Below are 23,586 nucleotides of genomic sequence, written 5' to 3' on the forward strand. Positions count from 1 at the left end.
CTAACCACTGACGGTTGGTAATAGTAATGATGAATCGAGATTACGAGCCCAGGTCTTGCTGCGCGGAAAAGCGATAGACCGTGCGTGAGCGATAAGTCTCGCCCGGCTCTAGGATCGTGCTGGGAAACGCCTCTTGATTGGGAGAGTCAGGGTAGTGCTGAGTTTCCAGCGCAAAGCCGGAGCGGTGCCCGTAGGCCTGGCCCTGCTTGCCGGTCAGGTCGCCGTTAAGGAAGTTGCCGGAATAGAATTGGATCGCGGGTTCGGTGGTGGTGATTTCCACCAGGCGTCCGCTTTGGGGCTCCCATACTTTGGCAGCCAAGACCAGCTCATCTGATGCAGCGTTATCGCGGGCAAGCACAAAGTTGTGGTCATAACCGCCACCAAAGGCAAGCTGCTCGTTCTCCTGCTCGATCCGTTCGCCAATGGGCGTCGCCTGGGTGAAGTCAAACGGCGTGCCCTCCACCGAGCGGATCTCACCGGTTGGAATCAAGGTGTCATTGACCGGGGTAAACTCAGGGGCATTGATCATCAGCTGATGATCGAGAATGGTGTCGCTACCCTCACCCTTTAGGTTGAAGTAGCTGTGCTGGGTTAGGTTAATCGGGGTGGCTTTATCGGTTACCGCCCGATAATCCACCATCAGCTCGTCATTATCGGTCAGCGTATAGGTAACTTCGCTCTCCAACTTACCGGGGTAGCCCTCTTCGCCATCCTCACTGGTATAGCGCAGTACCAATCCATTGCCTGCGTCACTCTCGAATGGTTCGGCCTGCCATAGCACTTTATCGAATCCCTGGTCGCCGCCATGCAGGTGGTTGCTGCCATCGTTGGTAGCCAATGAATAGGTTTCTCCATCGAGGGAGAATTGCCCACCCGCAATACGGTTGCCGTAACGACCAATAATGGCACCGAAGTAAGGATTGGCCTGACGGTACTCATCGGAGAGGTAGGCTTCCAAAGAGTCAAAGCCCAGCGCTATATCGTCAAACTTACCGTCCATATCAGGGGTTTTCAGCGACAGAATGATGCCACCGTAATTGGTCACCCGCAGCTCGATACCATTGGCGTTGGTAAGTTGATAGACATCCACCTGGCGACCATCGGGTAGATGACCAAACACCGACGTTTGGATACCACTGCCGACGCTGCTGCTCGCGTTGGCTTCAGAACTGCTCTGGGCTTGTGCAGTGTTTGCCAACAGTACCGCGGCAATTGCACCGAGCAGAAGAGGTGAACCATTTCTTAATCGTTGGCTGTACATGAGAGGCATGAGCTTCCTCCTGGAGGCATACTTTGTTGCTAAATTATTGTTGTTAGGCTTGGTCTGAAAACTCAGTGAGTTACCACAGTTCATCATGACCGATACAGACACTACAGTAGCCATGTCTGGCATAACCAACCAATATACAAATGCCTCACTATCGATATACTTCTAAGTATCAATAACAACACGAGGCTTATGCCATGGGCATTCTCGGCGAAAACTGGTTTTTAGACGTGCGACTAAAGTTGCGTCATTTTCAGCTATTTTTAGCCCTGGACGAGCAGCGCAACCTGCACCGCGCGGCGGCTCAGCTCAATATGAGCCAGCCCGCCGCCTCAAAACTGCTCAGCGACCTGGAAGCCAACCTGGGTATTCGGCTGTTCGATCGCCACCCCCGTGGGCTAACGCCTAACTGGTATGGCGAAATTATGATTCGCCACGCCCACAGCATGCTCTCAGCGCTACGCCACACCGGTGAGGAGCTAAACGCTCTCGGCGAGGGCAGTGCCGGCACGGTAGCCGTCGGCACGGTAATGGCGCCAGCGGTTACGCTGCTCACCAGCGCCATCGAACGGGTGCACCGCGACCGGCCAGGGCTAAAAATCAGCGTAGATGTGGATGTCAGCAAAGTGCTGGTACCACGCCTACTGGAAGGCGAACTGGATTTCGCGATTACTCGCATACCCGCAGGCGTCGATGCCGAGCGCTTTGTCTTCGAGGAGATTGGCGAGGAGGAACTCTGCTTTGTGTGCCGCCAAGGGCATCCATTAGCCGATAAACAAACGCTGAGCCTTGCTGATATGGCGTGCTTCCCTTGGTCGCTGCAGCCCGCTGGCGCGTTGATGCGCCAGCGGGTGGATAGCCTATTTCTGCACCATCAGGTCGCGCCGCCCCGCCAGATCGTCGATACCGCTGACCTGCTGCTGTCGCTGGCCCTCGTCGACAAATCCGATACCATCACGGTGACTACACGGGAAGCCGCTGACCTGCTCTGCCCACCGCAGCGTTTTCATCTACTGCCATTTAGCGAGGCGCTAAGCGTTCAGCCCTATGGGCTGGTGAGCTTACGCCACCAGCGACTCTCCCCCGGTGCCGCCGCATTAATGAGCACTCTGCGGGAAGTGATTGCTCAGTCCAATTAATGCGAGTGCCGCGGCACGTCAGAACCGCGGCAACCCACCAGGAAGTCAAAGTCGCAACCTTCGTCGGCTTGAAGCACCCGCTCAATATACAGCTGGCGGTACCCGCCCTGGCTGGCAATCAGCGTTGAGGCGGCAGTGGGGTCACTTTCGGCCAGGCGCGAGGCCAGTTCTTCGTCGCTGAGTTCCAGATGCAGCCGGCCACTTTCGCAGTCGAGCTCGATCCAGTCACCGTTACGCACGGCGGCTAGCGGGCCACCGGCAGCGGCTTCGGGGGCGACGTGTAGTACCACAGTGCCGTAGGCGGTACCGCTCATGCGGGCGTCGGAGATGCGCACCATGTCGGTAATGCCCTGGGCGAGGATCTTGGGCGGCAGGCCCATATTGCCCACCTCGGCCATGCCGTGATAACCACGTGGGCCGCAGTGCTTCATGACCAGTATGTCGTTGGCTTCCACGTCCAAGTCCGGGTCGTTGATGCGCGCCTTGTAGTCGTCGAAGTCCTCGAACACCACCGCACGACCTCGGTGCTGCATGAGTTCGGCCGTGGCTGCCGAGGGCTTTAACACCGCGCCATTAGGGGCGAGGTTGCCGCGCACCACGCAGATGCCGCCGTCCGCAGTGAGCGGATTATCCAGCGGGCGAATCACTTCGTCGTTATACAGTGGCGCGTCTTGGACGTTTTCCCACAGGGTTTTGCCGTTGACGGTCAAGGCGTCCTTGAAGGGCAGCCGGTCGGCCTCACCCAGACGCCTGAGCACCGCGGGCAGGCCACCGGCGTAGTAGAACTCTTCCATCAGAAAACGCCCTGAGGGTTGTAGATCGACCACCGTGGGCGTGCCGCGGCCTACACGGCTCCAGTCGTCCAGGGTCAAATCCACACCAATCCGCCCAGCAATGGCCTTGAGATGAATCACTGCGTTGGTGGAGCCGCCGATGGCGGCGTTGGTACGGATGGCGTTATCGAAGGCTTCCTTGGTGAGGATTTTGGAGAGCCGCAGGTCTTCGTTGACCATCTCGACAATCCGGTTACCCGAAAGGTGCGCCAGCACGTAGCGGCGGGAGTCCACCGCCGGAATCGCTGCATTGTGCGGCAGCGAGGTGCCCAGCGACTCGGCCATGCAGGCCATGGTGGAGGCGGTGCCCATGGTGTTGCAGGTACCGGCGGAGCGGGACATGCCGGCTTCCGCGGCCATAAAGTCGTGCAGCGAAATCTCACCGGCTTTGACCTGCTCGGAGAGCTTCCAGACCACGGTGCCGGAACCAATGTCCTTGCCCTTGTGCTTGCCGTTGAGCATTGGTCCGCCGGTGACCACGATGGTGGGAATATCGCAGCTCGCCGCACCCATCAGTAGCGCCGGGGTAGTTTTGTCGCAGCCCACCAGCAGCACCACCGCATCGATGGGGTTGCCGCGAATCGCTTCCTCCACGTCCATGCTGGCCAGGTTGCGGGTAAACATCGCGGTGGGGCGCAGGTTGGATTCGCCGTTGGAGAACACCGGGAACTCCACCGGGTAGCCCCCCGCCTCCAGCACGCCCTGCTTCACGTGCTCCGCCAACTTACGAAAGTGCGCATTGCAAGGTGTGAGCTCCGACCAGGTGTTGCAGATACCGATGATCGGTTTGCCCTGAAACTCATGGTCAGGAATGCCCTGGTTTTTCATCCAACTGCGGTACATAAAACCGTTCTTATCAGCCGTGCCAAACCATTCAGCACTGCGCAGCGGACGTTGACGTTGGCCCATGAGGTTAACTCCTTGTTTTAGTTCGGTGACGGCTGACGACCTGAGAGTTGGCGTCGAGAGTGGGTGCCGAATGCGCAAGACACTAAACTACCCCGTCAATCTAGTCGACCATACAAAAGTATATGTTGAACAATTGCTCTTAATGTTCAACATTACCCTCCCACGTGGGTCATTGGCCCGTTGCATTACAGCGTTAACCACCACGCTCTCCACAACAAAAAACTTGAGGAATAGTGCTATGCTCAAATCGAAATACAGCTCGCTACTCACTGGTTCCGTGCTACTGCTGGGCCTCTCTGCGGCCCAGGCAGCCGAGTACGAATGGAAATTTCAGGCGTCAGAAACCTCGGGCGAACCCAGCTTTAAGATCAAACAAGAGTGGGCCGAGCGAATTACGGCAATGACCGATGGCCGTGTTGAAATCGAGGTAATGCCGATTAATTCCGTGGTTGGCCCTACTGAGACATTGACCGCCGTTAGCTCAGGGATTCTGCAGGGTCATATGACCGACCCAAGCTACTTCTCTGGCCAGGATCCGGCTTTTGGTATGCTCGGCAATCTTGTCGGTGCCTGGCAGAACCCCTACGATTTCCTGGAGTACATGAAATACGGCGGCGGTGAAGAGCTTTACAACGAACTGGTCGAACCCTATGGCGCCCATTTGATCAGCGCAGCGACCTTTCCGTTGGAGTCGGTACCCTCCACGGTGCCCATCGAATCCATCGCCGACTTTGAAGGGTTAAAAATCCGTGCCCCTCAAGGCATGGTGTACAACATCTTCGAGCGCATTGGCGCCACGCCCGTCAACCTGCCGGGCTCTGAGGTGTATACCGGCCTGGAAAAAGGCGTGATCGACGCCGCGGACTCCACGGTGCTCTCGAATAACGACGCCATGGGTCTGCACGCTTTCGCCCCCTACCCGCTCTACCCTGGCTTTCACTCCATGCCCATGATCGCTGTGTCGATCAATAAAGACATCTGGGATGGCTTGCCCGAGGAGCTACAGACGACCCTCAATACCGCCTTTGATGGGATGGCCTACGACCTGATTGCCCGCCTCAAGGAGCAGGATATTGAGACCCTGCAGCGGCTTCAGGATGACCCTGACGTTCACCCCTTCAACTTGCCCGAAGAAGAGCGTCAGAAATTCCGCACCGCGGCTGAGCAGGAGTGGCAAGAGTGGGCGGGTGAAAATGAGATGACTCAGAAGATTTATGACTCGGCGACCGCCTTTTTGCGCTCGCGCAATCTGCTCTAACTCTGTGCTCTCAACTCTCTGCTCACAACCGGCCTCATTAATCTAACCAACGCAGCGCTCGGGCAAACACCCCGAGCGCTGCGCGTAGAGTCGCGCCATGTCCCAAAAAACACCTGACAATCAAACCCCTTCGCCGAATACCCAGGATCTCCCCGAGATCCTCGAAACGGTGGAGGAGGTGTCTCCCGAACGTAATGCTTTAGACCGCTTAATTGCACGGGGCGGCCGTGCCGTTTCCTGGCTCGTGCTGGTCGCGATGGGCATCAGCGTCGTCGAAGTCTTTATGCGCTACGGTTTCAACAACCCCACCTCCTGGGTACACGAAACCGTCGTGTTTCTGATCGCCGTTATCTTTGTACTGGGCGGCCCAGCGGCCATGGCGCGCAATAGCCATATCCGCGTCAAGGTGCTTTACGACAGCGCCGGGCCCAGGTTGAAATGCTGGATGGATCGTTTCAACGACCTGCTCACTCTGATTTTCTGCCTGACGATGAGCTATGCCGCCTTTCATATGTTCTGGGGAGCTTCGCATAACCCGCTCGGTGAGTGGTCGCTGGAGCGCTCCGGCACCTCTTGGAATCCGCCCTTTCCCGCTATGGTCAAGGGCATGATTCTGTTTGCTCTGGTGTTGATGACGCTACAGGCCTGCCTGCATCTGTGGGAATCGATTAAAGCGAAACCCGCTGCCAACATCGAGGAGGCGCGCTGATGGATATTTCAACCGCAACGATCCTCATGGTCGGGGCCATTTTCGCGCTACTGGTCACCGGTCTGCCGCTGGCGTTTATCACCGGCTTGGTAGCGATGGCGTTCACCTTCGGCTGGTTCGGCGAGGCGGCGCTGCCCCTGGTCACCAGCCGCGTTTATGGGTTTATCACCGAGTATTCGCTGGTGGCGGTGCCCATGTTCGTGTTGATGGCATCACTGCTGGATCGCTCCGGAATCGCCAAAGACCTGTTCAACGCCATGCGCGTCTTCGCCGGTCGCCTGCCAGGTGGCGTGGCGGTGCAGACCATCGTGGTAGCGTTCTTCCTGGCCGCTCTTTCGGGCATTATCGGTGGTGAGATCGTGCTGCTTGGGATTCTGGCGCTGCCCCAAATGCTCCGCCTGGGCTACGACAAACACCTCTCTATTGGGGTGGTGTGTGCCGGGGGCGCCCTGGGCACCATGATGCCGCCCTCAATCGTGCTGATTATCTACGGTCTGATCGCCAGCGTATCGATTGCTGACCTGTTCGCCGCAGCCGTGACGCCAGCGGTGATTTTGATGGGTTGCTACATTGCCTATGTGCTGGTGCGCTGCCTGAGAAATCCCGCACTGGGCCCGCCGTTAGATAGAGATACCCAGGATAACCCTTTCGCCACTAAGCTGGACGCGGTCAAGGCCATTCTGTTACCAGGGCTGATCGCTTTTTTAGTGCTGGGCACTATCTACGGTGGTATCGCCTCGGTCACCGAAGCCGCGGCCATGGGTGTTTTCGGTGTACTGCTCGCCACTATTGTTCGCGGCGAATTCACCCCGGGTATGCTGCACCATAGCCTTGGGCAGACCATGAATACCTGCGGCATGATCATCTGGATCGGCATCGGCGCCGCCGCCCTGGTGGGCGTCTATAATTTAATGGGAGGCAACCGTTTTGTTTCGAGCTTGATCCTGGGACTCGATGTAGCGCCCATTGTGATCATTCTGGTGATGATGGCGATTATGCTCGTGCTGGGGCTATTCCTAGACTGGATCGGGATCGCCATGCTGGCTCTGCCGATCTTTCTACCCATCGTTATTCAGCTCGGTTTCGATCCGATCTGGTTCGGCATTCTATTCGCCGTGAATATGCAGGTATCGTTCCTGTCGCCACCCTTTGGGCCCGCCGCCTTCTACCTTAAAAGCGTGGCACCGCCGGATATCAGCCTCAAGGATATTTACCTGTCCGTACTACCCTTTATGGCCATTCAGCTGTGCGTACTCGCGGCGCTATTGATGTGGCCGCAACTGGCCATTTGGCCACTATGATGACCGCTACACTCTTGACTGACTCTGCATAAGGAGACCGCCATGCGACTGATTCAGTGTGACCACCAGGGCCAGGTTCGCGCCGCCCTGGTCGAAAGCGAAGAGCAGGTCAGACTGCTCGACTGCGACACCTACACCCTGGCCAATCGGGCCATTGCCGCCGGCAAGCCACTTAGCGACATGCTGACGGAAGCAGTGACCGACACACGCTTGGATTATCAAGCGCTGGTCGACACTAAACAGTTGCTACCCCCGCTGACCCATACCGACCCGGCCCACTGCCTGGTCACCGGCACCGGCCTTACCCACCTGGGCAGTGCCGACACCCGCTCGGCGATGCACGCTAAAGCCCAAGCTGCTGAAGAAGATATGACCGACTCCATGCGCATGTTCAAGCTGGGTGTGGAGGGCGGCAAACCCGATGCAGGCCAGTTAGGTGCACAGCCGGAGTGGTTCTACAAGGGCGATGGCCAGTGTGTGGTGGCGCCAGAAGCAGAGATTCCATCCCCCGCCTTCGCCGAAGATGCAGGCGAGGAGCCTGAGTTGGCGGGCCTCTATGTGATTGGTGATGACGGCCAGCCCTGGCGGGTCGGCTACGCCCTCGGCAACGAATTTTCTGATCACGTGACCGAGCGCTTCAACTACTTGTGGTTAGCTCACTCCAAGCTACGCGCCTGCAGCTTTGGTCCCGAACTGTTGATCGGCGAACTGCCTGCTCATCTGGAAGGCACCAGCGCTATTCATCGCAGTGGTGAAACAGTGTGGGAGAAGCCCTTTCTCACTGGCGAGGCCAACATGGCCCATAGCCTGTCCAACCTGGAATATCACCACTTTAAATACCCGGGCTTCCGCCGCCCCGGCGATGTGCATGTGCACTTTTTCGGTACCGCGACACTGAGCTTCGCCGACGGCATCAAGGTGCGCGAGGGCGATCGCTTCGAGATCAAAATCAATGAGTTTGGTCGCGCCCTGCGCAACCCTCTACGGGTGGAAGCAGACGCACCGCCCATCAGCGTAAAGTCGCTTTAACGTACTCTAACCACCCCAGCAGGAGGAAGTATGACTCTGGAAGGTAAACTACTGATCGGTCAGCAGGCCATCAGCGGCCAACAGGCTGACATTCATGCGGTAAATCCCGCCACCGGCGAAACACTGGCACCCGCCTACCCCGGCGGCGGCAAGACCGAGGTCGAACAGGCCTGCGCATTAGCCGAGGCGGCTTTCGATAGCTATCGCGAGACCTCCTTAGAGGCGCGGGCCAGCTTTCTTGAAGCCATTGCCGCCGAGATCGAAGGGATCGGCGATGAGCTGATCGAGCGTGCCATGGCCGAAACCGGCCTGCCCCGCCCACGTTTAGAGGGCGAACGTGGGCGTACCTGCGGCCAGCTCCGGCTGTTCGCCTCGGTAGTGCGCGCAGGTGAATGGCTGGATGTACGTATCGATCCGGCCATGCCCGATCGTGAGCCGCTGCCCCGCGCCGACCTGCGTCAGCGCCATATCGGCCTGGGCCCGGTGGCGGTGTTTGGCGCCAGCAACTTCCCGCTCGCCTTTAGCGTTGCCGGTGGCGATACCGCCTCCGCACTGGCCGCCGGCTGCCCGGTAGTGGTCAAGGGCCACTCTGCCCACCCCGGCACCTCCGAGCTGGTAGGCCGCGCCATTCAACGCGCAGTTGCCAAGTGCGAACTCCCTGAGGGTGTTTTCTCGCTGCTGTTTGGCTCGGGCCGCGAAATCGGTCAGGCGCTGGTTGCCGACCCTCGAATCCAGGCAGTGGGCTTTACCGGTTCACGTAACGGCGGCACGGCGCTCATGGCTACCGCCCAGGCGCGGCCGCAGCCGATCCCGGTCTACGCCGAGATGAGCTCCATTAACCCGGTGTTTCTACTTCCGGAAGCCCTCAAGGCACGCGGTAAAGCGATTGCGGAGGGGTTTGTCGGCTCACTCAACATGGGGGCCGGGCAGTTCTGCACCAACCCGGGGCTAGTCATTGCGGTTCAGGGCCCTGAACTGGACGCCTTTGTTGCGGCGGCCGGGGAAGCGGTTAAGGGCAGTGCTGCCCAGACCATGCTGACGCCGGGTATCCATGATGCCTACCAACAGGGCGTAGGCCGACTCGCCAGCCACGGCAAGGTAATCGAGGTGGCACGCGGCCAGGCAGGTGAGACAGCTCACCCCTGCCAGGCCGGACTGTTCGTTACCCAAGCCGAGGCGTTTCTGAGTGACCCAGCGTTACAGGAAGAGGTGTTCGGTTCGACTTCATTGGTGATCGCCTGTGCTGACACCCAGGAAGTGGCCCGCGTTGCGGCTCAGTTGGAAGGCCAGCTCACCATTACGCTGCAGATGGATGACGGTGACTTGGCGACTGCCAAGCAACTGCTGCCGACGCTGGAGCGCAAGGCCGGACGTATCCTGGCCAACGGCTGGCCGACGGGTGTAGAAGTGTGCCACGCCATGGTGCATGGCGGCCCTTATCCTGCCACCTCGGATTCACGCACGACCTCAGTAGGTAGCGCGGCGATTTTCCGCTTCCTGCGCCCAGTGTGCTATCAGGCACTGCCGGAAGGGCTACTGCCCGACGCTATTCGTGATGGCAATCCTGCAGGAGTATCGCGCCTGGTCGATGGCAAGCGTGAATAACGTAATAAAGCCAGCGATGGCGTCACGATAGTCTTATAAAACAGACTTACGAACTAGCGCAGCGAGGCCATATTTGCCTCGCTGCGCTTATTTCATAGTAACTGACAGACTAGGGCCTGTTGACGTTTCACTCGCGGCCGCGCTGGAGCCCGTTTTTATTCGCGGCAAGGCAGGAGGAGAGACGTTTGGTGGTTCCAAATGAACGACGACTAACGCCGCCGCGGATAAAAACGGGCCCAGCCCTTCGGGTTGCCCCACAAAGCGCGCCATACGGCGTTGCAAAACTTGAAAAGGGAACCACCCTTCCCAGCGTTTTGCGCCTTGTCTGACGCGCTTTGTGGGGCAACGCGGTTCGCGATGAAACGTCAACAGGCCCTAATATACACTTCCTGATTTATGCTGCTGATAGCGATAAGCTTTAATCAAAAGCGGTGAGCACCATAGTAGAATCACCGCAATGCCAAGCCCCGCACTGATTGGTCTCGCAAAGAAGCTCGTTAAGTCACCACCGGTACGCAACATTGCGCTCATGAAATTATTTTCAACAACGGAACCCAACACTAGACCAAGAATGGCTGGCGCCATTGGAAAGTCATTCACAGCCAATACATAAGCCACTAGCCCTACAATAAGCATTAACCAAATATCCACAACGCTATTATTGATAGCGAAAGCCCCCACAATGCAAAAGCATAATATTATGGGCATTAGTACCCGGCTGGGTGTTAGGATGAAAAACTTTGAAAGTCGGATAGCCATATAGCCAATAGGTAGCATCATCAAATTAGCTAAAATAAACACCATAAACAGCGCATAGATCAATCCACTCCCATCCATAAAAATAGTGGGCCCAGGATTCATCCCTTTCATGTATAAAACGCCAATGACGATGGCAGTAATAGAGTCACCTGGAATCCCAAAGACTAAAGCGGGCACCCATGCACCACTGATACCGGAATTATTAGCGGAGCTTGCATCCATTATGCCCTCTATATTACCGGTGCCATATTTGGCACTCTCTTTTGACCTACCCTTTCCCACACCATACGAGATCCAGGCCGCAATATCTGCACCCGCGCCCGGCAGTGCACCAATCAACGTGCCGATTGAGCTACCACGTATCATGTTACGCCAGTAACGTTTAATATGCCCAGGCACATTGTGGAAGACACTATCGTTATCGACGATACTGATTGTTTTCTTCTCAGATTTTGAAGCGTAATAGCTCATCAGTTCATTTAGAGCAAACATACCAATCATAACGGGTATAAAGTTAATACCGGCCATAAGGTCGGGCACTCCAAATGTAAAACGTGGAGCACCACTCATCATATCAAGTCCTACGGTTGAAAGCAGAATGCCAAAAAGAAGTGAGAGGAATGCTTTTGTTCTAGAACCAACTGAAATAAAAATTGAACAGCTTAACCCAAGCACCGCAAGCCAAAAGTACTCAAACGCACTGAACTGCAGCGCTACCTCAGCAAGGGATTGAGCCACAACAATTAAAACGATGGTGCCAAAAATACCGCCAAAAACGGAACATACTAAATTAATACCTAAGGCCTCTCTTGCCCTGCCTTTTTTCGCTAATGCGTAGGACTCCCCTACATAAGCAGCCGATGCAGGCGTGCCCGGTATATTTAGATAGGTACCCGGAATATCACCCGCAAAGATCGCCATCGCCGATGTCGTTACAATGGCAGCAATAGCCGGGATGGTATCCATGTAGAAAGTCAACGGTACTAATAGCGCTACTGCCATTGTCGCAGTAAGGCCGGGGACTGCACCTACAAATATACCAAACAGTGACGCCGCTAAAATAACCAGCAAGGTTTCAAAGTTTAAAACCAGCCCAACCCCATTCATTAAGATATCCATGGCAGGCTACCCCCTAATAGAAGCCCTTGCGGCAATGGAACGAGCAAGTAGCGCGAGAAGATAAAATAAATAGCTGACGACACTGCTAGAGACGTTGCCAATGCTATGTAGGGTGGTGTTTTTCTTAATAACATCAGCAAAAACATAATGATCATTATCGTCAACATTGCACCAAGGTAGTCGCTTGCCAGGATATAAAAGACAATCGATATTGGTGGTAACAACATTGCCCAATTCTTTTTCTCAGGCAGTGAGCCAGCTAGGGATGGATTACCGTGTGCTTCTTGCGCGACAGCTTTTTTTCTAAGCCATAATGCATTCAAGGCAAGTACAGCCCCGCCGAGGCAAAATCCCCCTCCTATGAGGGAGGGGAAAAGCGAAGGTCCATACTGCAGGCTTGGTAGGGTAGGAAACTGCTGGGCAGTAATGATCGTAACAATCCCAGCAATAACAAACCCTATTCCGGCGAAAAAATCCCGCATTGTCATTCCTCAGTTAGCTAAGCCAACTTGTTCAACAATTTCACCGAATACGCTATCCATTTCTTCCATGAGTTGGCCGAACTCTTCCGCGTTACGCCACTCGGTACCAAAACCTTGCTGACTCATAAACCCTTGATAGGTATCGCTGTTGTAAGCAGCCTCTAGTGCTGATTCAAGTGTTGCTACTACCTCTGGATCCATGCCTTTAGGCCCTGCAATTCCACGCCACTCGCCCACTTGATAGCTACTACCGATTAATTCATTAGTGGTGGGAACATCAGGGAAGCTGGGTATACGCTCTGGAGACATTACCGCAAAGCTCTTAACGCGGCCGGCCTCGATCATTGAGCGGGCTTCAGGCACCGAGCTTGGTACGATATCAATCCCCCCAGACACCAGCTCAGTCATCGCTGGTGCTGCCCCTTCACTAGGAATCCAAATCACTTGGTCGGCGGGAATACCTTGATCCATCAAAAAGCCAGCAAAGGCTAGATGCCACACACCGCCTTGGCCAGTACCCGAAGCGGTAAACGTGCCTTTAGGTTCAGAGCGTATCGCTTCAAGGAGCTCTTCAAGGGTTTCATAAGGAGAGTCGGCTACTACCTGTATGCCTGGAAAGTCGTAGTTGATTTGAGCAATAGGCGTAAAATCTTCATACGTAAGGTTAGTTAAACCCAACCAATGCATCATGTTAACTTCGCCAGTAGCCAAGCCAATCGTATAACCATCCGGCTCAGCATTAATCATGGCGGTATGACCAACAACGCCACTGCCCCCTGTTCGGTTGACAACATTGACGTTCTGCCCCAGCTCTTCTTCCAGAGCACGGGCGATAGTTCGCGCCGTCGCATCAGTGCCACCACCAGCAGCCCAAGGCACAATCAACGTAAGGGGGCGTTCGGGGTAATCCGCAAGGGCAGAGCCAGACGCTGTCATAACAGCTGCGGCTATACTTGAAGCAAAAATAGTTTTAAGGGAATGGTTTGTAATTATCATATTCATTTTCCTTTAGTAATGTATTGCTTACAATTAATTATCATTTTTGGAACTGCATGCTTTATTACTTTACGTTTTTCTTGTCAAAGACCTCCTTTACGGACTATTAAGTGGACAGAACTCTATTTATCAGAAAGCTTCTTTGAGCATGTCATAAAAGTCTGCCTTAGAGGGCGCGCGCGGATTGGTCGCCGTGGAATGATCTTCCAATGCCCACTGAGCCAGTTGATCCAAGTGCTCTTCCATGACGCCCATTTCGCTCAAGCCAGCAGGCATCCCCAATTTCACATTGAGCTTTTCAAATGCTTCAGCTAAATCGTCACTAGGGTTGAGGCCCATCGCCTCTTTGAGACGAGCAAACTTTTCCTCACAGCCGGGCTGGTTAAATCTAAGCACAGTCGGCATCAACACAGCATTGAGCGTACCGTGATGAAGTTTTAACTCGTGCAGGCCGCCTAATGCATGGGATAAGGAGTGCACCGCTCCCAGCCCCTTCTGAAAAGCCATGGCGCCTTCAAGGGCCGCCATCATCATTTCATTTCTAGCCGTTAAGTTTTCTCCGTTTTCAACTGCCTCTACTAGATATTTGCTAGCGCGCGTCAGCCCATCTAAAGCAATCGCTTCAGCCGGAGGATTCACTTTGGGGCTTAAAAAGGTTTCAACGCAGTGAGCAATCGCATCCATACCCGTGGCGGCAGTCAAAAAAGGTGGTAGACCTAGCGTCAAACGAGGATCACAAATAGCGACCGAAGGAATCAGATAAGGAGAAAGAAAGCCAAGTTTGCGATTGTCTTTCATGGTAATCAATGAGGCTCTTCCCACCTCACTACCGGTTCCCGCCGTTGTCGGTATTGCTATTAATGGCAGCACATCGGCTTTAATTTTTGTCACGCCGCCTTCAATCGCAGCGTATTGGCGTAACGGCCCAGGATGATTAAAAAGTAAGGCGACCGCTTTAGCTAAATCAATGCTGGAACCACCGCCAATGGCAATAATGCCATCACATTTGCTTTCACGCAGGTAAGTAAGCGCTTGCTCTACCGCTACTTCCGTAGGGTTGGACGGCGTATCATCGAAAACACATGCGCCATCATCAAGCTGAGCAGACTCAATAACGTGTGTGATAAGAGGGGTAGCACTGAGCCCCTTATCAGTCACAAACAACGGTCGTTTTATCTTCAGCAATTGCAGCTCATTGGCTAATTCCGCAATAGCGCTTTCACCGAACTGAATTTTTGTTAAATAATTGATTATGTGGGGCATTGTCATTTCTCATTATTGTTTTGCTCGTGAACCCAGCAATCTCTTCACTCAAGGTGTCATACAGTATGACTGCGTGACAACAGTCTAGTAATGTATTTTGCAACTGCCAAGGCCTTTACAAAAAACGCCTAGCAAAACTGTGAACGGCGGCTCAAATATGGGCATGTTCACACTGCCCATCCACCAAGCGGATTACCTTCAGGGGATTGCTCTCCTTCAGCGCCTCCGGCAGCAAGACCATGGGGAGACCTTGGTAACACACAGGCCGTAAGAAGCGATGGATGGCCGCGCGGTATCCAAAGCACCATCATCCATCTGCGGCGTAATCGTGAGCTGGCCTTCCAACTGATCCGCAATCGGCAATTAGCTTTGTGCGCCGCGTGTATGAAAGCAATCTAGACTAGATGACCATTGCGCTCAATGAACATTATATAGAACAATAGTCTAATCGACGTACGCGGCCGACTTGCTAGAGTGCATCCACAATGATCGCTTTTAAGCTTGCGTCTGGCCCTTGCAACAAAAGCCCAATAATCAGCTTGAGGTAAACGATGAATCTCATTAATTCCCCGTCAGTTATTATTCATCTCAATCCGCGGGATAACGTAGGCGTTGCCTCAAAAGCAGTTCCAAAAGATCTTCCCATTGATAAAAAGGGCACGCTTGCTCAAGAAAATATTGATGCGGGACATAAAGTTGCGCTCACGCCTATCAAAAATGGTGAGGCCGTTTTTAAATATGGCCAACTGATTGGGCTGGCTGCACGGGATATTAATCCTGGTGAGCATGTGCACACCCACAACCTCACCATGATTGAACTTAGTTCTTCATTGGAAGATTTTCAGCCCCATCAAAAAACCGTCACCGTTAGCCATTCACGGACGTTTCAAGGCTACCAACGGGCTGATGGTAGCGTGGGAACGCGTAACTATATTGGTATTCTCTCTACCGTGAACTGTTCTGCCACGGTGGCTAAAGCCGCTGCGGACGCGCTCAATCAGTCTGGGGAATTAAGCCAAATGGGGTTCGATGGTGTAGTGGCCATTACCCATGGTTCTGGTTGCGCCATGAATACTGACTCAGAAGGTTTTGCCTTTCTTGAGCGTGTTATCGCAGGGTATGCCCAGCACCCCAACTTTGCTTTTGTACTCATCATTGGCCTGGGTTGTGAGACCAACCAGGTCAAAACATTAGTCAAAAAAAAGGGGTTGGAAGATGCCTCGCGGCTGGCTTACTTTAATATTCAAGACGCGGGAGGGACACGCACTAGCATCAAAACGGCCTGTGATCACATCATGCAAATGGCCACCCAACACGGCCAACAGCAGCGTGCACCTGCGCCCCTTGAGCACTTAGTGGTTGCATTGCAGTGTGGCGGGTCAGACGGCTACTCAGGTATTACCGCGAACCCAGCTTTGGGCCATGCCGCCGACCTTATCGTGCAACATGGTGGCAGCGTTATACTCGCCGAAACCCCCGAAATCTATGGCGCTGAAAACCTCCTGATAGACCGCTCCATTAATGAGAACGTCGCACAGAAACTACTCGACCGGATCACCTGGTGGAAACATTACACTGAGATAAATGGCGCTGAGCTAAACAACAACCCTTCCCCAGGCAATAAAGCGGGTGGGCTATCAACTATCCTTGAGAAATCATTGGGCGCAGTAGCTAAAGGCGGAACGTCGAGCCTTAACGACGTGCTGCTGTATGCTGAGAAGATGACCACGCGCGGTTTTAACTTTATGGATAGCCCTGGCTATGACCCGATTTCGGTCACGGGTCAAATCGCCTCCGGTTCTAACGTAGTCTGCTTTACCACTGGACGAGGTTCAGTCTCAGGCTTCAAACCCGCCCCCTGCCTTAAGCTCGCAACGAATACCTCCATGTATGAGAAAATGCATGAAGACATGGATATAAACTGTGGCGTTATTGTTGATGGCACTGACAGCGTAGAAAGTGTTGGAGAGCAGATTTTTGAGCGCATTATTGCCATCGCTTCAGGCGATATGAGCGCCAGCGAATCACTGGGTTACGGTAATAATGAATTCGTTCCCTGGTTGGTAGGTGCCGTCACCTAAACTCCCATTAAAGAGCAATTAACTGACTATGACACAAACGCTGCGCGACCAACTCTACACGGCTCTTAAGCAGAGTATTGTTGGGAAACGTCTTGAACCCGGTTTAGTACTGCTTGAGGGAAATATAGCGGAGCTGTTTGGTATTAGCCGCTCGCCCGTTCGGCAAACATTAAGCCGATTGCACGAAGAGCAGTATATCTGCCGTTTCGAGGGGCGCGGCTATTTAGTAGGCGCATCGCCAGGTGAGGTAGTGCGACGTGCGCTCAGTGAGCATGATTTCAAACAACTTGGCCATGCCCCAAAAGTAGACCGTATCGTGTCTTGGCGGGCGCATATCGACAGCGTTGAACATGACATCGTTTTATGTTCGATTAAGGGTGCGTTTGAACTCAATGAGCTGCAGCTTTCCAAAACGCTTAATGTCAGCCGTACGGTCACTCACCAAATATTGCTCTATTTACAGTCTATCGGTTTAGTCGAGAAGATTAAATATAACAGCTGGAGCGTGGTGCCTCTGAATGATCAGCGGTTACATAATCTTTATGAAGCACGTCGCCAATTAGAGCCTTATATGATTGCGCGATCCACACAACATATGCCAGAAAGTGCCATTAAAGGCTATATTACCAAACTCAAACACGCTGCTGAGAGCTATCCTGATATAAAGGGGGAGCTACTGGATGAGTTAGAAAATGATCTCCATCATACCGCCGTTAGTTTAGGTGATAACCAGGAGGTCATGAATATGCTCCGGCGCACGCATCCTATCTTATTAGTCAGTAAACACCTGCTTGGACGAGTATTAAAGCTTCCCGATCAAGATCCTTTCTTCGATGAACATTTATGGATATTTGAAAAAATGCGCCAGCAACAACCTGCACAAGCAGGCAAAGCCTTGGCAACCCATTTAGAGCGTTCAGAATCCAAGGTGCTCGACCGGCTGATTAACTTCCGAGAATCAGGTGATATCGATATACCGCTTTACCTGCGCTAACAACCAAATAACGAACGTGGATGCCCCATCTCTCAATTGAAGCAATGTATCGATCTGCTAAACAAGGATTACGGGAAGCCTTGACGGGCTCATCTAGATAGAGGAACGAATAATGACAACGTCACGTACTATCGGATTTATTGGCACGGGCATTATGGGTGCACCGATGGCAGCACGCTTGGCACATGCAGGACACCAAGTGCTTGTCTGGAATCGAACAAAAAGCAAAGCCAACCGTTTAGAGTCGGTGGGTGCCACCATCGTAGAAAAGCCCGAAGAAGCCGCTGCCGAAAGCGATGTCGTTATCGTTATGCTTAGCTCTGGGCCTGTGTGTGATGAAATCCTGTTGGGCCCTAGCGGCCTACTCAATGCCATGCAGCGTGACGCCACACTTATTGTCATGAGTTCAATACCTGTCGAAACCGCTCGCCGTCAAGCAGAAGAAGCCGCCAAGAGCCAGATTAATTACCTTGATGCGCCGGTTTCCGGCGGTGAGCAGGGAGCGATCGACGGCACGCTGGCCATTATGGTGGGTGGCGATACCGTAAGTTTTAAAGCAGTAGAACCCATTCTCTTATCTCTCGGCAGGCCCGTCCATGTTGGCCCTGCAGGTAGCGGGGAACTTGCTAAGCTCGCCAATCAAATGATTGTGGCCAACACCATTGCTACCGTGGCAGAAGCCATACTATTGGCAGAACAGGGCGGGGCAAACCCCGAGCGAATGCTCAGTGCGCTTGAAGGTGGGTTTGCTGACTCGACCATTTTGCGTATACACGGGCAGCGTATGATTCAGGAAAACTTTACCCCGGGTGGGCCAGCGAAATGGCAATTGAAAGATACCCAGACCGCGATGGCTTTTGCCGACACGCTACATCTTAAGCTACCGGTTTCGTCATTGGTCAACACACTTTTTGCAGAGCTCGTCGATCAAGGGGATGGCGAGTTAGACCATAGCGCCTTAATCAATCAACTCAGACGGCGTAATGATTAAGAGAGCCTGACAACAACAAATTTAGGAGAATAAATACAATGAGCCACCATTACGACGTTCAGGAAATGACTCAATTCAGCACCGCTTTACTTGTGGCAGCCGGGCTCGATGAAGAAAAGGCTCAAGCAGTTGCCGAGATACTCGTCGAAGGCGATTTGATGGGACACACGACTCACGGGCTTCAGCTACTATCCCCTTACCTTGGCGAGATTCAGTCTGGCCGGATGCCTGTGTCAGGTGAGTATGAGGTAATCTCCAAACGCGCTGCCGTGCAGACATGGGATGGTCGTTATCTTCCCGGCCCCTGGTTGATCATTAAAGCAATGGAAACCGCCGAATTGATGGCTCGCTCCTGCGGCACAGGGACAGTCGTGATTCGATGCTCAAATCATATCGCCTGCTTGGCGGCCTATCTGAAACGTGCCACTGATCAAGACCTCGTGGTGGTGATCGAATCATCCGATCCGGCGACTAAGTCGGTTGCCCCGTATGGCGGTTTGCAAGCGACCCACACCCCTAACCCTATCGCTGTGGGCTATCCGACGGCTTCAGGCCCGGTTCTGTTAGATGTCAGCACATCCATTACCACTAATGGCATGGTCGGCCGACTTCACAAACAAAACAGCCAACTGCCGTATCCGTGGCTTAAGGATCACCAGGGCAACGCGACCGATCAACCTAGCGTGCTGTTCGATGAGCCTAAGGGGAGCATCATGCCAATTGGTGGGCTTGACCACGGCCACAAGGGATATGCGCTGGGGCTAATGGTGGAAGCCTTAACGTCTGGGCTCGCTGGATTTGGCCGTGTGCAGGCGCCTGCACAATGGGGTGCCTCGGTCATGGTGCAGATCATGGATCCCGAAGCCTTTGGTGGGCTTGACGCCTTCAAACGCGAAACCGGCGCTTTGGTGGATGCTTGCCGTAACAATCCTGTTGCGGAAGGTAGCCCTCCAGTACGAATTCCTGGCGAGCGCGGGCTTGCCCTCCATAAGCGTTATGCGCAGGAGGGCGTGCCTCTGCCAGACGGTGTTCCCGAAGCTCTAGCCGATTGGTCGGAACGTCTGGGGGTTACTTTCCCTCGGGCGCTGCAATAACAGCCGCTCATGCATAGGTCTAGTGGGCGATATTTCAGGTGTGGTGAACCAACTCATCAGAGGCGACTATGAAACAAGAACGCATCGGATTCATTGGGCTCGGCTTAATGGGCAAGGAAATGGCCAGACATATCGTACGAAACGATTATCCGCTAACGGTTATGGCCCATAGGAATCGATCCCCCCTTGAAGCGCTATGCAAGGAAGGCGCGACGGAAGTTAGCACTCCCGCAGAGATGGCAAGAAATAGTGATATTGTTTTTATCTGCGTAAAGACATCCGAACAGGTCAACGAAATCGTCAGCGGGGCTGACGGTTTAATGGCCGGAAGCCACGAAGGGCTTATTATCGTCGACTGCTCTACAGCTCATCCCGAATCAACTGAGCGCCTTGCGAAAAACGTAGAACATCAAGGGGGGGTACTCGTTGACGCGCCTTTAGCACGCACGCCTCGTGAAGCCAGAGATGGACGACTAAATGTCATGGTGGGTGGCGATGCCTCCACAGTGGCGCGTATTACGCCGGTCATGGAAAGTTTCGCAGAAAACATCTTTCATGTGGGTAAGGTTGGTTCAGCGCATAAACTGAAACTGATTAATAATTTTCTCTCGTTAGGGGCTGCTGCCCTAGTCAGTGAGGCGGCCACTATGGCGGCTGGCATGGACGTTTCACAAGACAAACTCCTGGAAATTTGCTCACAAGGGGGAGCCAACAGCGCGATGCTCGCTCCCGTTATGGAGTGGGTACTGCAGAAGGAGTGCACAAAGTTACAGTTCAGTCTTGGTAATGCTGAAAAAGATATGCGCTACCTGACTGAAACGTTAAACGCCTATCAGCTAGCCCCCCATATGCTGCCACCGCTTTGCGAGTTTCTTACGTTAGCTCGAGACGACGTGGGGGAAGATAGTTTCGTTCCCCAAGCGTATGACAGCTGTATAAAACGCAATAAGATCGTATCCGATTAAGGCCACTAAGATAGCTTCTTGGCTACCTCATATTTCCATATAAAGCCTTCACTCGATAAACGCTTCGGTAGACTCACGATGGCCGTATAGAAACGCATCGGCGACCTGGCGCAGCGGGGCAACATCCACCTCGCTGCGCTTGTTTGCGATCAGCTCGGCAAAGCGCGCATATAAACCTTGATACTCGCGCTCCTCCTCTTCAATGATCAGTTCATCGTCGATGACCAATCGACAGCCGCCTTGGGTGAGACTCAAGCGGCTGCCATCGCTGTGGATATGCATATTCCAGGTGGGCGGGCCGCTCTGGCGAAAATCAAACGTCGCCTCAATGGACGCGCCTTGTGGGTCGGTAAAGGTGAGATCCGCTGCAATCGGAGTTTGCGCATTGCTCGGCACCAGCAGTCGCGCCTGTTGTAGAAAAAACGGCTGGGGCAAGATGGCGGTCGCAATCGACAGAGCATTAATACCGGGATCAAACACGCCCATGCCACCCGGCTGCCAGAGCCACGCTTGGCCTGGGTGCCATACCCGCACGTCCTCTTTCCACTCGATCTCTACCCGCTGCACCTGCCGTTCGGCTAACCACTGCTGGGCCTGGGCAACGCCAGGGGCAAACCGCGAGTGCCAGGCGGCAAACAGGCTAACGCCCTGTTCTTTGGCACAGGCAATCAAGTCCTCCACTTCGCTTAACGTTGCCCCCGGTGGCTTCTCAAGCAGCACGTGCTTGCCACGCATCAGTGCGGCCCGCGCCTGGGAGTAGCGCAGATGGGTCGGCGTGCAGATTGAGACAGCGGTAATTTCAGGGTGGGCGTCTAGCATCGCTTCCAGGTCTTGATAGGCGGGTAGTTCCGGCAGCGAGGCATTAGGATCCGCCGTGGCGACAAGATGGCAGTTTGGGGTGGCGGCTATGGCAGGAAGGTGCTGGTCTCGGACAATTTTACCCACGCCCACTAGGCCGAACTTAAAGCCGGAGCTAAAGCCAGAGTTGAAGTCAGACATACGCTTGCCTTTGTTTTTAACCATTGAAAATGGGTTCAGGGGGTGGTGTGGGGCAGCTCAACGCTGCGCCCTAATGAGCTAACGCTGTGCTCAAGCCCTAGCGCTGCGGCGGTACCTGCCAACACCGCTTGGGACGCTAAAAACGCCTCCCGGGGGCGGCGCAGCCGGATGCTCTCCATCAGTTGACGGTGACGCTCCAGGCTCTCTTCAGGATCTGGGGCGTTCTCGTTGGACATGGAAATCAGCATGTAGATGGAGGGTCGCAGGATATGTGATAGCTGCGCCCAGACAATATTGTGGGTCGCCTTGAAGATCGCCTCGTGAAAAGCGACATCACACTCACTGTGCAGCCGCCGCTCCTCTTCGCAGGTGGCATTGCGTAGATTCTGCCCTAGCCCTTCAAAGGCTTCTTCGATGGCGACTAAATCACGCGCCTTGGCCCGCTTGGCGGCGGTCATCGCCACATAGGGCTCAACGTCCAGACGGAAGGCAAGAATCTCGCGCTGAATATCCGGGTTGGGGGCAGCGTAGCGGGTCAGCCAGTCAGTCACCTGGGCATCAAGAATATGCCACTCTGAGTATTCGCGCACCTTGGAACCATGACCAGAAATCCGCTCAATAATCCCGGCATCGACCAGTTGGCGAAGATCGCTACGCACCGCTGAGCGATTGATCGCAAAGCGTTCGCATAGATCCATTTCTCGGGGTACTAAGTCACCGGGGTGATAGCGCCCACCAAAGATCTCCTCGGCGAGATGTTCGGCAATACTGGGGCGAGCTACTGGCTTACTAGGAGATGACGTCACTGCGATAAGGCCCTATTTCGATTCCTGTCAATCATACCGTACTTGACCGGTCGACTGTTATCGACGGCGTAGCATCGAGCCCCGCCCGCTGTTTCAGTTCCAGCCGCCGTTCATAGAGGCCTTTAGCACCCAGTGTGCCCAGCACCAGAACGCCGCCAACCATGGCCATTGGCGCGGGCTGTTCGGCCAGAATCCACCAGGCCAACAGCGTGCCTATCACCACTTCCAGCAGTATTAGCAGGCCCACTTCGGCGGAGGGCAGATAGAGCGGCCCACGCTGCAGTAGCGTAACGCCGCAAGGCACAATAATCAGGCAGAGCAGGATAACGACAGCAAGCTGGTTGGCTGCAGGCAGGGTTGGTTCGCTGCCCGCCAGCCAAAACAGCCCTGCGGTGCTACCCACAATAAGGCCGTTGAACACCAGCATCGGGCTCATATCCACCCCCGGCCGCGTACGGCAGAGGGTAAAGTTAATCGCCAGGGTCGTTGCCGCCATCAAAGCGAAAGCGTTTCCGACCCAAGAACCTGCGCCCGCGTCATCGAGGGCGATCATGGCGACACCCACCATGCACAGCAATATCGCTAACCAGGTACGCCTTGGCAGACGCTCCTTGAGGATGATCCAGGAGAGCACGGCAGCGATTAACGGCGAACTGGCCAGTATCATCAGTACGTTGCCCGCCTTGGTGTACTGGTTGCCCAGCACGAAACCGCAGGTGGTCAGGCTGAACAGCAGCGCCACGGCGATACCCGTCCAGCCGCAGCGACGGTAGGCTGCCAGAGTGCCGCGGCCATAGCGCATCAGGGCGATCAGTAGAAAACCTAAGCCCGAAAGAAAGCCACGCCACATCAATATCTCGGCATCGGGCAGATCGGCCACTTTAATCAGCAGGGCATCCGGGGCCATGATCAGCGCCCCGCCAGCGGTCAATAGTAGTCCCTGCTGGCGATGCGATAAGGTACTCCAACGACTCATCTTTAGTATTC

General features: G+C 54.4%; 20 protein-coding genes. 11 read left to right on the forward strand and 9 right to left on the reverse strand.

The genetic code is table 11. The annotated features are described in order from the left end of the window. Positions 1-40: 40 nt before the first annotated feature. Complete coding sequence (locus ACW17M_RS16740; protein WP_041159275.1) at positions 41-1,270, reverse strand: aldose epimerase family protein; 1,230 nt, start codon at positions 1,268-1,270, stop codon at positions 41-43. A gap of 194 nt (positions 1,271-1,464) precedes the next feature. Here ACW17M_RS16740 and ACW17M_RS16745 point away from each other — a divergent pair, with 194 nt between their 5' ends. Then, positions 1,465-2,406: a LysR substrate-binding domain-containing protein gene (locus ACW17M_RS16745; RefSeq protein ID WP_022521930.1), complete on the forward strand. Its 942-nt coding sequence runs from the start codon at positions 1,465-1,467 to the stop codon at positions 2,404-2,406. Here ACW17M_RS16745 and ACW17M_RS16750 read toward each other — a convergent pair. After that, positions 2,403-4,148: an IlvD/Edd family dehydratase gene (locus tag ACW17M_RS16750; protein ID WP_427770126.1), complete on the reverse strand. Its 1,746-nt coding sequence runs from the start codon at positions 4,146-4,148 to the stop codon at positions 2,403-2,405. The two genes, ACW17M_RS16745 and ACW17M_RS16750, sit on opposite strands and share 4 nt — an antisense overlap. 238 nt (positions 4,149-4,386) lie before the next feature. Here ACW17M_RS16750 and ACW17M_RS16755 point away from each other — a divergent pair, with 238 nt between their 5' ends. From ACW17M_RS16755 to ACW17M_RS16775, 5 genes are all read left to right on the forward strand, one after another. Continuing rightward, the gene (locus tag ACW17M_RS16755) at positions 4,387-5,406 is read left to right on the forward strand and encodes a TRAP transporter substrate-binding protein (protein ID WP_022521929.1); all 1,020 of its coding nucleotides are present in this window, start codon (positions 4,387-4,389) and stop codon (positions 5,404-5,406) included. Between the two features lie 97 nt (positions 5,407-5,503). Continuing rightward, complete coding sequence (locus tag ACW17M_RS16760) at positions 5,504-6,115, forward strand: TRAP transporter small permease subunit (RefSeq protein WP_009287508.1); 612 nt, start codon at positions 5,504-5,506, stop codon at positions 6,113-6,115. Further along, positions 6,115-7,416 (forward strand): TRAP transporter large permease, encoded by a 1,302-nt coding sequence (locus ACW17M_RS16765; RefSeq protein ID WP_009287507.1) that lies wholly within the window; start codon positions 6,115-6,117, stop codon positions 7,414-7,416. The genes ACW17M_RS16760 and ACW17M_RS16765 overlap by 1 nt, the downstream gene beginning before the upstream one ends. A 42-nt stretch (positions 7,417-7,458) precedes the next feature. Continuing rightward, complete coding sequence (gene araD1 / locus ACW17M_RS16770; RefSeq protein ID WP_457547804.1) at positions 7,459-8,445, forward strand: AraD1 family protein; 987 nt, start codon at positions 7,459-7,461, stop codon at positions 8,443-8,445. A gap of 30 nt (positions 8,446-8,475) precedes the next feature. After that, positions 8,476-10,050 carry an aldehyde dehydrogenase (NADP(+)) gene (locus ACW17M_RS16775; RefSeq protein WP_427770130.1) on the forward strand — a complete coding sequence of 525 codons (1,575 nt, stop codon included), beginning with the start codon at positions 8,476-8,478 and terminating at the stop codon, positions 10,048-10,050. A gap of 375 nt (positions 10,051-10,425) precedes the next feature. On the opposite strand, the gene ACW17M_RS16780 is transcribed toward ACW17M_RS16775, so the two are convergent. The 4 genes from ACW17M_RS16780 to ACW17M_RS16795 all read right to left on the reverse strand — a co-directional run bounded on the left by ACW17M_RS16780 (position 10,426) and on the right by ACW17M_RS16795 (position 14,669). Beyond that, positions 10,426-11,928 carry a tripartite tricarboxylate transporter permease gene (locus tag ACW17M_RS16780; RefSeq protein WP_009287504.1) on the reverse strand — a complete coding sequence of 501 codons (1,503 nt, stop codon included), beginning with the start codon at positions 11,926-11,928 and terminating at the stop codon, positions 10,426-10,428. Continuing rightward, positions 11,916-12,410, reverse strand: coding sequence for a tripartite tricarboxylate transporter TctB family protein (locus ACW17M_RS16785; RefSeq protein WP_457547805.1), 495 nt, complete (start codon positions 12,408-12,410; stop codon positions 11,916-11,918). Before ACW17M_RS16785 ends, ACW17M_RS16780 begins: the two co-directional genes overlap by 13 nt. Before the next feature lie 9 nt (positions 12,411-12,419). After that, positions 12,420-13,346: a tripartite tricarboxylate transporter substrate binding protein gene (locus ACW17M_RS16790; protein ID WP_457547806.1), complete on the reverse strand. Its 927-nt coding sequence runs from the start codon at positions 13,344-13,346 to the stop codon at positions 12,420-12,422. A gap of 189 nt (positions 13,347-13,535) precedes the next feature. Continuing rightward, positions 13,536-14,669, reverse strand: a complete 1,134-nt coding sequence (locus tag ACW17M_RS16795; RefSeq protein WP_039859518.1) for an iron-containing alcohol dehydrogenase — start codon at positions 14,667-14,669, stop codon at positions 13,536-13,538. A gap of 551 nt (positions 14,670-15,220) precedes the next feature. On the opposite strand from ACW17M_RS16795, the gene ACW17M_RS16800 reads away from it, so the two are divergent. The 5 genes from ACW17M_RS16800 to ACW17M_RS16820 all read left to right on the forward strand — a co-directional run bounded on the left by ACW17M_RS16800 (position 15,221) and on the right by ACW17M_RS16820 (position 20,794). Next, positions 15,221-16,750, forward strand: coding sequence for a UxaA family hydrolase (locus tag ACW17M_RS16800; RefSeq protein ID WP_457547807.1), 1,530 nt, complete (start codon positions 15,221-15,223; stop codon positions 16,748-16,750). A gap of 28 nt (positions 16,751-16,778) precedes the next feature. Then, a complete protein-coding gene (locus tag ACW17M_RS16805) occupies positions 16,779-17,744 on the forward strand; it encodes a GntR family transcriptional regulator (protein WP_041159281.1) in 966 nt (321 codons plus the stop codon). 112 nt (positions 17,745-17,856) lie between these two features. After that, positions 17,857-18,735, forward strand: coding sequence for an NAD(P)-dependent oxidoreductase (locus tag ACW17M_RS16810; protein ID WP_161462848.1), 879 nt, complete (start codon positions 17,857-17,859; stop codon positions 18,733-18,735). Between the two features lie 38 nt (positions 18,736-18,773). Further along, on the forward strand, positions 18,774-19,829 hold the full coding sequence (locus tag ACW17M_RS16815; RefSeq protein ID WP_138799386.1) for an Ldh family oxidoreductase: 1,056 nt from the start codon (positions 18,774-18,776) through the stop codon (positions 19,827-19,829). Between the two features lie 68 nt (positions 19,830-19,897). Further along, positions 19,898-20,794 carry an NAD(P)-dependent oxidoreductase gene (locus ACW17M_RS16820; RefSeq protein WP_457547808.1) on the forward strand — a complete coding sequence of 299 codons (897 nt, stop codon included), beginning with the start codon at positions 19,898-19,900 and terminating at the stop codon, positions 20,792-20,794. A 48-nt stretch (positions 20,795-20,842) separates the two neighbouring features. Here ACW17M_RS16820 and ACW17M_RS16825 read toward each other — a convergent pair whose 3' ends face one another. From ACW17M_RS16825 to ACW17M_RS16835, 3 genes are read right to left on the reverse strand one after another with little or no spacing between them, the layout of a single operon-like run. Next, complete coding sequence (locus tag ACW17M_RS16825) at positions 20,843-21,793, reverse strand: Gfo/Idh/MocA family protein (RefSeq protein WP_457547809.1); 951 nt, start codon at positions 21,791-21,793, stop codon at positions 20,843-20,845. A gap of 35 nt (positions 21,794-21,828) precedes the next feature. After that, the gene (locus tag ACW17M_RS16830; RefSeq protein WP_027956964.1) at positions 21,829-22,599 is read right to left on the reverse strand and encodes a FadR/GntR family transcriptional regulator; all 771 of its coding nucleotides are present in this window, start codon (positions 22,597-22,599) and stop codon (positions 21,829-21,831) included. Between the two features lie 31 nt (positions 22,600-22,630). Next, entirely contained in the window at positions 22,631-23,575 is a 945-nt protein-coding gene (locus tag ACW17M_RS16835) for a DMT family transporter (RefSeq protein ID WP_009287497.1), read from the reverse strand. Positions 23,576-23,586 lie beyond the last annotated feature (11 nt).

It is taken from the genome of Vreelandella sp. 2A-K22, from assembly GCF_054065485.1.

What these genes read in the sequence shown, in the direction of transcription:
- ACW17M_RS16760 (WP_009287508.1), top strand. Translation starts at nt 5,504, where the DNA reads ATGTCCCAAAAAACACCTGACAATCAAACCCCTTCGCCGAATACCCAG.
- ACW17M_RS16740 (WP_041159275.1), bottom strand. Translation starts at nt 1,270, where the DNA reads ATGCCTCTCATGTACAGCCAACGATTAAGAAATGGTTCACCTCTTCTG.
- ACW17M_RS16820 (WP_457547808.1), top strand. Translation starts at nt 19,898, where the DNA reads ATGAAACAAGAACGCATCGGATTCATTGGGCTCGGCTTAATGGGCAAG.
- ACW17M_RS16825 (WP_457547809.1), bottom strand. Translation starts at nt 21,793, where the DNA reads ATGTCTGACTTCAACTCTGGCTTTAGCTCCGGCTTTAAGTTCGGCCTA.
- ACW17M_RS16815 (WP_138799386.1), top strand. Translation starts at nt 18,774, where the DNA reads ATGAGCCACCATTACGACGTTCAGGAAATGACTCAATTCAGCACCGCT.
- ACW17M_RS16780 (WP_009287504.1), bottom strand. Translation starts at nt 11,928, where the DNA reads ATGGATATCTTAATGAATGGGGTTGGGCTGGTTTTAAACTTTGAAACC.
- ACW17M_RS16835 (WP_009287497.1), bottom strand. Translation starts at nt 23,575, where the DNA reads ATGAGTCGTTGGAGTACCTTATCGCATCGCCAGCAGGGACTACTATTG.
- ACW17M_RS16790 (WP_457547806.1), bottom strand. Translation starts at nt 13,346, where the DNA reads ATGACAGCGTCTGGCTCTGCCCTTGCGGATTACCCCGAACGCCCCCTT.
- ACW17M_RS16775 (WP_427770130.1), top strand. Translation starts at nt 8,476, where the DNA reads ATGACTCTGGAAGGTAAACTACTGATCGGTCAGCAGGCCATCAGCGGC.
- ACW17M_RS16795 (WP_039859518.1), bottom strand. Translation starts at nt 14,669, where the DNA reads ATGCCCCACATAATCAATTATTTAACAAAAATTCAGTTCGGTGAAAGC.
- ACW17M_RS16765 (WP_009287507.1), top strand. Translation starts at nt 6,115, where the DNA reads ATGGATATTTCAACCGCAACGATCCTCATGGTCGGGGCCATTTTCGCG.
- ACW17M_RS16800 (WP_457547807.1), top strand. Translation starts at nt 15,221, where the DNA reads ATGAATCTCATTAATTCCCCGTCAGTTATTATTCATCTCAATCCGCGG.
- araD1 (WP_457547804.1), top strand. Translation starts at nt 7,459, where the DNA reads ATGCGACTGATTCAGTGTGACCACCAGGGCCAGGTTCGCGCCGCCCTG.
- ACW17M_RS16750 (WP_427770126.1), bottom strand. Translation starts at nt 4,148, where the DNA reads ATGGGCCAACGTCAACGTCCGCTGCGCAGTGCTGAATGGTTTGGCACG.
- ACW17M_RS16745 (WP_022521930.1), top strand. Translation starts at nt 1,465, where the DNA reads ATGGGCATTCTCGGCGAAAACTGGTTTTTAGACGTGCGACTAAAGTTG.
- ACW17M_RS16805 (WP_041159281.1), top strand. Translation starts at nt 16,779, where the DNA reads ATGACACAAACGCTGCGCGACCAACTCTACACGGCTCTTAAGCAGAGT.
- ACW17M_RS16810 (WP_161462848.1), top strand. Translation starts at nt 17,857, where the DNA reads ATGACAACGTCACGTACTATCGGATTTATTGGCACGGGCATTATGGGT.
- ACW17M_RS16755 (WP_022521929.1), top strand. Translation starts at nt 4,387, where the DNA reads ATGCTCAAATCGAAATACAGCTCGCTACTCACTGGTTCCGTGCTACTG.
- ACW17M_RS16785 (WP_457547805.1), bottom strand. Translation starts at nt 12,410, where the DNA reads ATGCGGGATTTTTTCGCCGGAATAGGGTTTGTTATTGCTGGGATTGTT.